Annotated in this window: 10 protein-coding genes; 9 read left to right on the forward strand and 1 reads right to left on the reverse strand. The window is 56.8% G+C overall.

The window, feature by feature from the left end:
* The first annotated feature begins 660 nt into the window (after positions 1-660).
* The 9 genes from JS541_RS14355 (at position 661) to JS541_RS14395 (ending at position 6,956) form a co-directional block, all read left to right on the forward strand.
* Complete coding sequence (locus JS541_RS14355; protein WP_214375171.1) at positions 661-1,050, forward strand: hypothetical protein; 390 nt, start codon at positions 661-663, stop codon at positions 1,048-1,050.
* Between the two features lie 58 nt (positions 1,051-1,108).
* The gene (locus JS541_RS14360) at positions 1,109-2,488 is read left to right on the forward strand and encodes an ATP-binding protein (protein ID WP_214375172.1); all 1,380 of its coding nucleotides are present in this window, start codon (positions 1,109-1,111) and stop codon (positions 2,486-2,488) included.
* 182 nt (positions 2,489-2,670) lie between these two features.
* Positions 2,671-4,056: an ATP-binding protein gene (locus JS541_RS14365; RefSeq protein WP_214375173.1), complete on the forward strand. Its 1,386-nt coding sequence runs from the start codon at positions 2,671-2,673 to the stop codon at positions 4,054-4,056.
* Between the two features lie 66 nt (positions 4,057-4,122).
* Positions 4,123-4,578, forward strand: a complete 456-nt coding sequence (locus JS541_RS14370) for a hypothetical protein (protein WP_214375174.1) — start codon at positions 4,123-4,125, stop codon at positions 4,576-4,578.
* On the forward strand, positions 4,565-4,822 hold the full coding sequence (locus JS541_RS14375) for a hypothetical protein (RefSeq protein WP_214375175.1): 258 nt from the start codon (positions 4,565-4,567) through the stop codon (positions 4,820-4,822). Before JS541_RS14370 ends, JS541_RS14375 begins: the two co-directional genes overlap by 14 nt.
* Positions 4,819-5,424 carry a DUF3841 domain-containing protein gene (locus JS541_RS14380; RefSeq protein ID WP_214375176.1) on the forward strand — a complete coding sequence of 202 codons (606 nt, stop codon included), beginning with the start codon at positions 4,819-4,821 and terminating at the stop codon, positions 5,422-5,424. Before JS541_RS14375 ends, JS541_RS14380 begins: the two co-directional genes overlap by 4 nt.
* A gap of 133 nt (positions 5,425-5,557) precedes the next feature.
* Positions 5,558-5,905 (forward strand): hypothetical protein, encoded by a 348-nt coding sequence (locus tag JS541_RS14385; protein ID WP_214375177.1) that lies wholly within the window; start codon positions 5,558-5,560, stop codon positions 5,903-5,905.
* 80 nt (positions 5,906-5,985) lie between these two features.
* Complete coding sequence (locus tag JS541_RS14390; RefSeq protein WP_214375178.1) at positions 5,986-6,738, forward strand: hypothetical protein; 753 nt, start codon at positions 5,986-5,988, stop codon at positions 6,736-6,738.
* A 23-nt stretch (positions 6,739-6,761) separates the two neighbouring features.
* Complete coding sequence (locus JS541_RS14395) at positions 6,762-6,956, forward strand: hypothetical protein (protein ID WP_214375179.1); 195 nt, start codon at positions 6,762-6,764, stop codon at positions 6,954-6,956.
* 185 nt (positions 6,957-7,141) lie between these two features.
* Here the strand turns inward: JS541_RS14395 and JS541_RS14400 are convergent.
* Positions 7,142-7,660, reverse strand: a 519-nt coding sequence (locus JS541_RS14400) for a hypothetical protein (protein WP_214375180.1), incomplete at its 5' end; no start/stop codon positions are given.

Raw genomic sequence — 7,660 nt, forward strand, 5'->3', positions numbered from 1 at the left:
ATGCTCTCCTCAACAAGGAGATAGATCTCCCCAACACCGGCAGGTAATCATAACGGGATCGTCATGCACCGAGGTAATCAGGGTGACGATCCCGTTGCTTAAGTCAACCTTGGTCTAACAGAGCCTACGTTTATAGGAAATAGCCAATGGTTCCACAATGCGTAGGGCTTTCGTCATCTCTTTCAGATGCCGCTCCCGCGCGTTCGTCACCGTTCGGTCCTTTCGTGTCCGAATACAGTGTGGGCCGGGTCTTTCGGCCCGGCCCACCGTGGATCCGGTTAATGCGCCTCCGCTGGACGGCATCCGTTTTACGGGATGTCAGGGTCAGCCTCGGGTACCGTAACGGTCCCGCTTCGCCCGGCTACTGGACTAGAACGTCTCTTCGTGCGGCTTCCCGACGAATCATAAGATTCGTGACGTTCACGGCGGATCGGATCCCTGTTAAGCCTTTGCTCTTCAGACTTCTCTTCGGACGGGAGAAAGAGAAGACCAAAGGTAACCCCTATTCTAATCGGAGTAATCCATTGAATCCACTGTCATTCGGAATATGGAAATCTGATGTTCAAGAACAAATCTCATATGATCCTTTTGTGCGGTCGAAACGGTTCAGACGCATGACATCGGTTAGGATCGGTTCAGTCGACGAAAGGACAACGAATCATGGCGACACTACTCCTCACCGCCCGCGACCTGCAAGACGATGACAGGGACATTGCGGACGGCTGCGTGGCCGCCGTCACCGTGACCGGCGTGGACGGCGGGCATGTCGGCTTCGAAATCGGCATCGCGCCGCACATCGTCAGGCTGCTCGACCACGTGAAGGGTACTCCGATTACGGAGGATGATCCGGACAAGCCGCATCTGCTGTACGATCGGTATGAACTGTTCGATGATCCGGTGTGCATGCCGGAGGACTCTTTGCTTCTGCTGATCATCCAACTGAACGATCTGGGGGATGGGGCCATGTCGATGGAATACTCGTTCTTCGACGATCCGGAACCGGATGTGATACAGGGCGTGCATACGATCATGGACATGCTGAGCCGCTGATATTTCCGCTTTTAATCGACATACAAATGATCGGATAGACAAAACGGAAGAGGTGTTCGTGCAATTCAGGGCTGATGGTCTGCCGGTGCATCTGCCGGAGGGGCTGCGACTGGTCGAACTCGAGCTGACCGACGCGGGATGCGTGGGGCATGGGCTGATCCGGTTCAGGGATCTGCTGTCGGAGTTCGACATCGATTCGGGCGAGTGGCTGTACGGTCCGGTCACCTGCCTGTACGGGGAGAACGCGACCGGCAAATCGACCGTGATCCATGCGATCGGCGTGCTGCGAACCCTGATCTCCGGTGGCCGACTGGACGGGAAGGATACGCGTCTGATCCGTCGCGCCCGGACATCATGTGGTATTCGCGCCGTGTTCCGTGACGGCGATCGGATATGGCTGGAGTATGAGGTTCATCTGACCGGCACGGATTCCTATGTACACGTGGCTTATGAATCGGCCAAGGTCGGACTGCGCGAGGGTCGTCTATTGCCGCCGAAGATCACCGTCGCGAATGGAATGCCGAAATCACCGGCATGGTTCTGGAACGCAATGCCCGCACGCGGGAAGACGGCCGACGGACAGGGATCACTGCTGTTTTCCCCCACCGACGGATCATGCCGCCTGTCCTGGATGATCCGGCATATGACCGCCGATGCTTCAAACCATATGATGCGGATCATGCCTCGGCTGGATCGTCTAGCGGACATGGCGGATCGGCTTACCCATTGGATGCGAAACGGCGTGATCATCGTGACGGAGGATGATACGCGTCCGATTACCGTCACGGTGGACGGGCGTTATCCCATCGATCTGGATCATTGGGATTACTGTCCGAATGATCGGCTTCCGATGATGCGGCATACCATTCGGATGCTGGATGACATGATGTCGGTCACGTTCCCCGGTCTGCGGGTTGGATTGGAGGAGCATCCCGGTTCCGATGGGTGGACCGATATCCGGATGAAGGCGATCCGCGACGGATTCGAATACCCGTTCGCGGAGGAAAGCATCGGGGTCAAATGGATGATGCGGCTGCTTCCGCTGCTGCTCCGTCTGCAATATGATCGGAACGTGTTCCTGATCGTCGACGGTTTGGACAGGCATATGGGCGTGGTACTGCATGATCGGATCATCGGTCTGCTTCAACTGTGGCTGGCCGGACAGATGCTGTTCGTCACCCGTCAGATTCGCGTATTCAATGTGACCGATTCACCGTATACGGGAATCATTCTGTCAACGGTGGACCCCGGTGATCGGTTCGTTCCGTTCCGCGGATTGTGTTCGTATGATGTCTCTCCGGACCGGAGCTATCGGAGCCTCGCGGGGGCCGGATGGCCGGTCGAACTGTCGAATGTCCCCTCCCGTTTCCGTATCAATCTCGGATTGCATGAGGCGAGAGGGCATATCCCGCCCATTGCATCCGTATCTTTTGATTGATGACGAGGGCGCGTTTTACAGGCGAAGCACATGATCATCGTTCCCCGAACCGTCCGTCGGGGAGAGGTGTGAATTGGCTTTTCTTTGATCCTTGTTTTATAATAGAAGCGTATTTGATATAGAAAATACGTTTTTTGAGAAAAAATCAGACGAAAAGCGTGAGGGGAATAAAGGATGGCATCATGATTCGTCTCAGGGGTCTGACGCTCACGGACGCCAAGAACACCAAAAAAGGCGTTATCCGATTCAAGGATCTGCCCTCGGGTGCGAGCGTCACCGGAATCTATGGACAGAACGGTTCGGGCAAGACGACCGTCATCATAGCCATCCAACTACTGAAGACGCTCTTGGAAGGCGAGAGCATCACCGACGAATCGGTCGGCTTCATCCGTCAAGGAGCGGACAAAGGCAGCCTGAACGCTACATTCGACACCGATCTGGGCGTTCTCCTCTACGATGTCGTCTTCGAGCGAATCCCCGACGATAGTGGCAGGATGCGCGTCGTGAACGAGACGCTGACCATCCGTCCGGCGGACGGGTCAAGGAAGCGTCTGCTCATCGATCACGGGCTGGACGAACAGTCGGACGACATGGGGTTGCGCCCATACCATACGATGCCGCGCATCCAATGGAGGTCGATCCGTTCCGTGCGAAGCGGCGACGAACTGCTGGGACAGGAGGAGACTCTGGCATGGTCGGAAGGCCGTTCGTTCGTCTTCTCGAAGACCACGCGGACGACACTGGAGCGGATCAGCGGGATCATCGAACGTGACGACAGGTCGGCTGCGGCGAAGACGACCGCCAGACGGGACACTCTCGTCCCGCTGCTGGGTGCGGTCGAAACCCTGTCCACCTTCGCGCGACGTGACATGAGGATCGTGACCACGAGAGAGGGTTCCTCGGTCAGTTTCGACTACACGCCGCTTCCCGTCGACGGGCACGGCTTCGACATGCTCGACATCAGCCATAAGACCGCCATTCCAGCCGAATACAAGACGTCGATCCTCAACATGGTGGATCAGGCCAACAAGGTCATGCCCTCGCTCGTGCCCGGTCTGCATCTTGGCTGCTCGATGTCGGACGTTCCGCTCAAGGATGGCAAGCCGGGGATCGAAGTGTTCCTGTACAGCATCCGCAACGATGTGACGACCCCCTTGTGGGCGGAATCCGAAGGCATTCGCCGCATCATGGGCATTCTCTCCCTCCTGATCCGCATGTTCAACGAGGTGAACGTCTGCATCGCGATCGACGAGATCGACTCCGGAATATTCGAGGTGCTGCTCGGCTCCCTGCTGCAGGTGCTCGCCACAAGAGGCGTGGGGCAGCTGATCTTCACCGCGCATAATCTGCGCGTCCTGGAGACGCTGACCTCGGATTCCATCGTGTTCTCCACCACCGATCCGGAGAACAGGTTCACGACCATTCCGACGCGGGGGACGAACAATCTTCGTGACATGTACATCGGCATCGTGGATCGCGGAACCTCCGACAAGCCGTTCTCCGACCGGACCCGGCAGCGTGAAATCGCATTGGCATTGACCGAAGCCGGCGACGAGGAGCATCAATGAGCGGCCGTTCCAAGAAGAACATCGTCCCCGGCGATCGTGGAAGGGACTACGGATGCGACATGTCTCGTGGAGACTTTTGACCTGCTGCTCAACTCAAGTCCGGAACTGCACGAATTGCTCATGGACGGCGATCTGACCCTGTACCAGACCCATTCCCTCGGCTATACGGGTATCGCCGGGCTTCCTCCTTTATCGGCGGTCCGGCACGTCATTCAACAGCGACATAAAACCTTTCACGATTGCAAGCCGGGGGATCTGCGTGCCATAGTGCAGATCATGGATCTGGATGGCGCGATGATACCGGATGATCGCGTGCTGTATGGCGGCGATGATCTTGATTATCGGACCGATTGCATCATTACCCCGAACGTGAAGGGGATACTAAAACGCAATCACGACAAGACCGCCGTGATGAGAGCACTGGGAAATTCCATCGCCAAACCAATCAGATTCGGCGGATGCGAGGTTTCCTTATCTGCCTTTCTACTCCTCCCGGAATCTGGAGCACATGCTGTGGAATGATCCACGTAAACTTTCCGATCAAGAGAAGACCATTCGCGCAAGAAAAAAGGCGGCGAAATTCGCCAAAGATCTGGACGGCTTCATCGATTTCATCAACAGTGACGACATCCTGCACGGATACGACAATCTGAAGGAATCGTGGGATTGGCCCTTCGAGGAATGTCATTCACTGGAGCGCGGCTCGAACATCGCCTTCCTGCCGACCGCACTCCGCCGGATACTGGAAGGCAAGCCGGTCATTTGATCGATCTGTATTCGTTCCAATCGTGGCCATTGATCGAACGATCGTTCGCGGAGCATGGCGGGTATACGCCGAGCATGACCGGTGCTCGCGCGGATTGCGTTCGGTCTGATGGTGATGCGGAGTGGTGGGATTCGTTGCAGCCCGCCTACGGGTGGCTGAAGACCGAGATGGTCGCGGCCGGTCTGCCGTGTCCGTCACCGGATGCGACGCCATTGTGGGCGTGGGCGCAATGGGTTGACGACAAGGGCATGATACGGCACCGACCGGATCGGCGGAGCCGATGGTTCCGCGAAGGCTACGAGAACTGCGATCTGATCCATCTGAGGGTTGATCCGCAGCGTTGCCTGTTCACCCGGTTCGATGCGTTCAACATGGTGATCAACAACTGGCCGACCCCGCCATTGGAGGCATGCGAGTGGGATGACGCGACGTATGACCGGTGGTTGGACGAACACTGGGATGAACCCGCAGAAGAACGGCGCAAGCTATGGCATGAGAACGTGATCGTCCCGTATGACGGGCTGCCTCGAGAGTGGATTCAGGCGACCCTTTGGATGATACGACCGGAGGACGTGAAACAGGTTTGGAGACGGCGCGGATAATCTCCGGCGGTCGCCCTGCGCGGACGCATATGTTCGACTAAATTGGATATCACCTAGGAAAGGAACGGAAACATGACTGGCATCAGACTCCACGATTACTAGACCTTATCGTCTAGTTTTCAAGGAGCAACATATGTCCCGCACCTACAAGGACAGGAACTACAAGCAGCTCGAACGCGAAGCCCTACGCTTCGGGTTCACATACATCAACCACCACTATGGTCTTCGCCCGCCGGAACTTGTCGGGGACGTGGACGCTTACGTCGCACATCGTGGCCGCAAAGCGCATCTGCGCACATACAACCGCTGGCACGACTGGCGCGACTACGAATCCGATTGGGCACCCGACTACGGTATTCCGTCCGCGATCCGCGACCATTTGACCGTCGCCCGACATGCGGCGAACAGCGGATTGCTGGACGAGGATTGGGATGATCCCATCGTCTACCAGCGGCACATCCGCTGGACCTGCGGACGGTAGTTTTCTTCTGGCCCGGCATTCTTCGCCGGGCCTTTTTCATGACCTCAACCGTCGCATACAATGAAAACGGGGCGATTCATATGGCCGAGACAACAAACGAAGAACAGCATCCGATCATCCAAATACAAGGCACACATGAAGAGGCAATGAACGCCAACGACGACGCATCCCATGCGAATCTGGCACTCGCCATCATCATGATCGTCGTTATCGGATTCGTTCTCGTGACGTTGCTGAACGGTTCGACCGGCATCATTAACCTGATCAGGAGCATGTGGAAGTCGCGGAACGGGGATATTCCCGTGTTTGCGCCGTCCGCAGGTCAGCTTGGCGATCTTGCGGCGCTGGTCCTGGTGCTGATGGTCGTCGCCTCGTTCTGCCTGCCCATCATATCGGCACTGATCGTCGGGCGTGGCGAGAAACAGGTCATCCGCCGGTATCGACGGTCAGGGGATGTGCTTGGCGTGAAGGCGGAGCGGATCATCGAGGGCGTTCGCCCCGTATCGGAGACGTTCAGCGGCGATCCGGATGATTATGTTTCGGATCATCTGATCAACCGTTTCCTCTGGCATCCGCAGGGATCAAGCTGCACGCTGCACGTTCCCGCATACGTGTCGCCGACCATCTGGCGGAAGCAGGGAGTGGATTCGGACAGCCGCATGGCATGGATTGACCTTGACATCACCGGCGACACGTTGACCGTGACCCACATCAGTCCCATTCCGGTCGAGGAAGTGGAACGGGACGAGCGGCGCGGGAGCGGCCGGCCGCCCTCCATCATGGCGACCCGGCCGGATGGTCTGCTGACCGATCATCGGGATTGGCTGCTCTAGCATGCATCGGGAAAGGATACGAAATGACGGCAGACAAGCCGGAACCGATAACCGACGATAAGCTACTCGCTTTGTTGGAGAAGGCGATGCGCGACAGCCTGGATCATCCGATGCCGTATGATCCGGATCTGATCCCGGCGAGCGAATCATTCCGTGGATTGTTTGACTTCCCTTGCCGGGAAACATCGACTTGCGTTGCGGGAGAGAGTGACAAGTGACGAATTTATCGACTCGAATGAGACGGATACTTGAACGCTATTGGAGCATTGCGGCGTTCGGACGAAATGAGCGCGAACCTTTGACACCGGTGCAGCCCGGAGATATTCAGAACCGAGAGTGGGCGAGGATGCGATGGGCGGCGAAACGCGCGTTTCCCGGTATGTTTGATGAATGACCGTACAGGTCATTTGATCAGTTCCAGTATGCCACGATCCTCCTTGCGACCGAATTTGTGGAGTCTTGAGTATTCGGCAATCGCATGTTCCAGTTTGCCGGGGTCGGCCCAGTATCGTTCCAGCCATCGCCAGTCCTTGACCTGACCGTATTTGAGCACGTTCTTGCAGTAGAGGGATGGCTTAAGTTGTTTCGACTTGTTCGTATACTGCCCGTACAACCCTTCCGCAATGATGACCAGCATTTCGATTTCGGGATGGGTGTGCAGACATTTGACTTCGACCTTGTGCTCGTAGCCCTTCGGCGGTTTGTAGTTGTCGGAGTTCGAGTCGACGATTCGGATGATCAGCAGCGGCTTGTCTCCATAATCGACGTCAAGGTATTCGTTGACTTCGGAATGGCTGCGTTTCACCGCCCAATCGCCGTCTGTCCGGTTTCGGATGATTTGCGATTGGGGGATAATGAGTTCGTCCCGTTCGATGAGCGTACTGAGGATGAAACGTTCCGCCGTGCCCTCGCAGCAGAACAG

It is taken from the genome of Bifidobacterium sp. SO1 (genome assembly GCF_018555335.1).
Lineage (GTDB): Bacteria > Actinomycetota > Actinomycetes > Actinomycetales > Bifidobacteriaceae > Bifidobacterium > Bifidobacterium simiiventris.